This window comes from Sporosarcina sp. BP05 (assembly GCF_014282005.1).
GTDB lineage: Bacteria > Bacillota > Bacilli > Bacillales_A > Planococcaceae > Sporosarcina.
In genome coordinates this window covers 1-739 of the sequence record NZ_JACFTD010000076.1, presented here as the reverse complement: position 1 = coordinate 739, position 739 = coordinate 1, and the positions used below count along the sequence as shown (strand labels likewise).

7 tRNA genes are annotated in these 739 nt (G+C 50.5%); all 7 read left to right on the top strand.

What is annotated here, in order from left to right:
- The first annotated feature begins 6 nt into the window (after nucleotides 1-6).
- The 7 genes from H2672_RS19220 to H2672_RS19190 all read left to right on the top strand — a co-directional run bounded on the left by H2672_RS19220 (nucleotide 7) and on the right by H2672_RS19190 (nucleotide 707).
- Nucleotides 7-92: transfer RNA gene (locus H2672_RS19220), tRNA-Leu, on the top strand.
- Nucleotides 93-112: 20 nt separating this feature from the next.
- Nucleotides 113-189: transfer RNA gene (locus tag H2672_RS19215), tRNA-Arg, on the top strand.
- 26 nt (nucleotides 190-215) lie between these two features.
- A tRNA-Pro gene (locus H2672_RS19210) sits at nucleotides 216-292 on the top strand.
- Between the two features lie 47 nt (nucleotides 293-339).
- A tRNA-Ala gene (locus H2672_RS19205) sits at nucleotides 340-415 on the top strand.
- A 24-nt stretch (nucleotides 416-439) separates the two neighbouring features.
- Nucleotides 440-513: transfer RNA gene (locus tag H2672_RS19200), tRNA-Met, on the top strand.
- Nucleotides 514-520: 7 nt separating this feature from the next.
- Nucleotides 521-597, top strand: a tRNA-Ile gene (locus H2672_RS19195).
- 17 nt (nucleotides 598-614) lie between these two features.
- Nucleotides 615-707: transfer RNA gene (locus tag H2672_RS19190), tRNA-Ser, on the top strand.
- Nucleotides 708-739: the final 32 nt, after the last annotated feature.

Here is a 739-nt window from a genome sequence, read left to right as displayed (position 1 = left end):
ATTTTTGCCGGGGTGGCGGAACTGGCAGACGCACAGGACTTAAAATCCTGCGGTAGGTGACTACCGTACCGGTTCGATTCCGGTTCTCGGCATAAATAATTTTTACTCATATGCGCTCGTAGCTCAATTGGATAGAGCACCTGACTACGGATCAGGAGGTTGTGGATTCGACTTCTGCCGGGCGCACCATTATTATTTTAAACTTTATATTTCTTCGGGACGTAGCTCAGCTTGGTAGAGCACTTGGTTTGGGACCAAGGGGTCGCAGGTTCGAATCCTGTCTTCCCGACCATTAAGATTTTCAAACAAACTTATTGCTTGAAAAATCGTCAACAACATGGGGCCTTAGCTCAGCTGGGAGAGCGCCTGCCTTGCACGCAGGAGGTCAGCGGTTCGATCCCGCTAGGCTCCACCAACATATATTTAAATTAAAGATCCTGGCGGCGTAGCTCAGCTGGCTAGAGCGTACGGTTCATACCCGTGAGGTCGGGGGTTCGAACCCCTCTGCCGCCATCTTAAAGGACCTTTAGCTCAGTTGGTTAGAGCAGACGGCTCATAACCGTCCGGTCGCAGGTTCGAGTCCTGCAAGGTCCACCACTATTATATACAGCCATGGAGGTATACCCAAGCTCGGCTGAAGGGATCGGTCTTGAAAACCGACAGGGGAGTCAAATCCCGCGGGGGTTCGAATCCCTCTACCTCCTCCATTTTTAACTAGTGGTAAAATTAAGTAGTACTC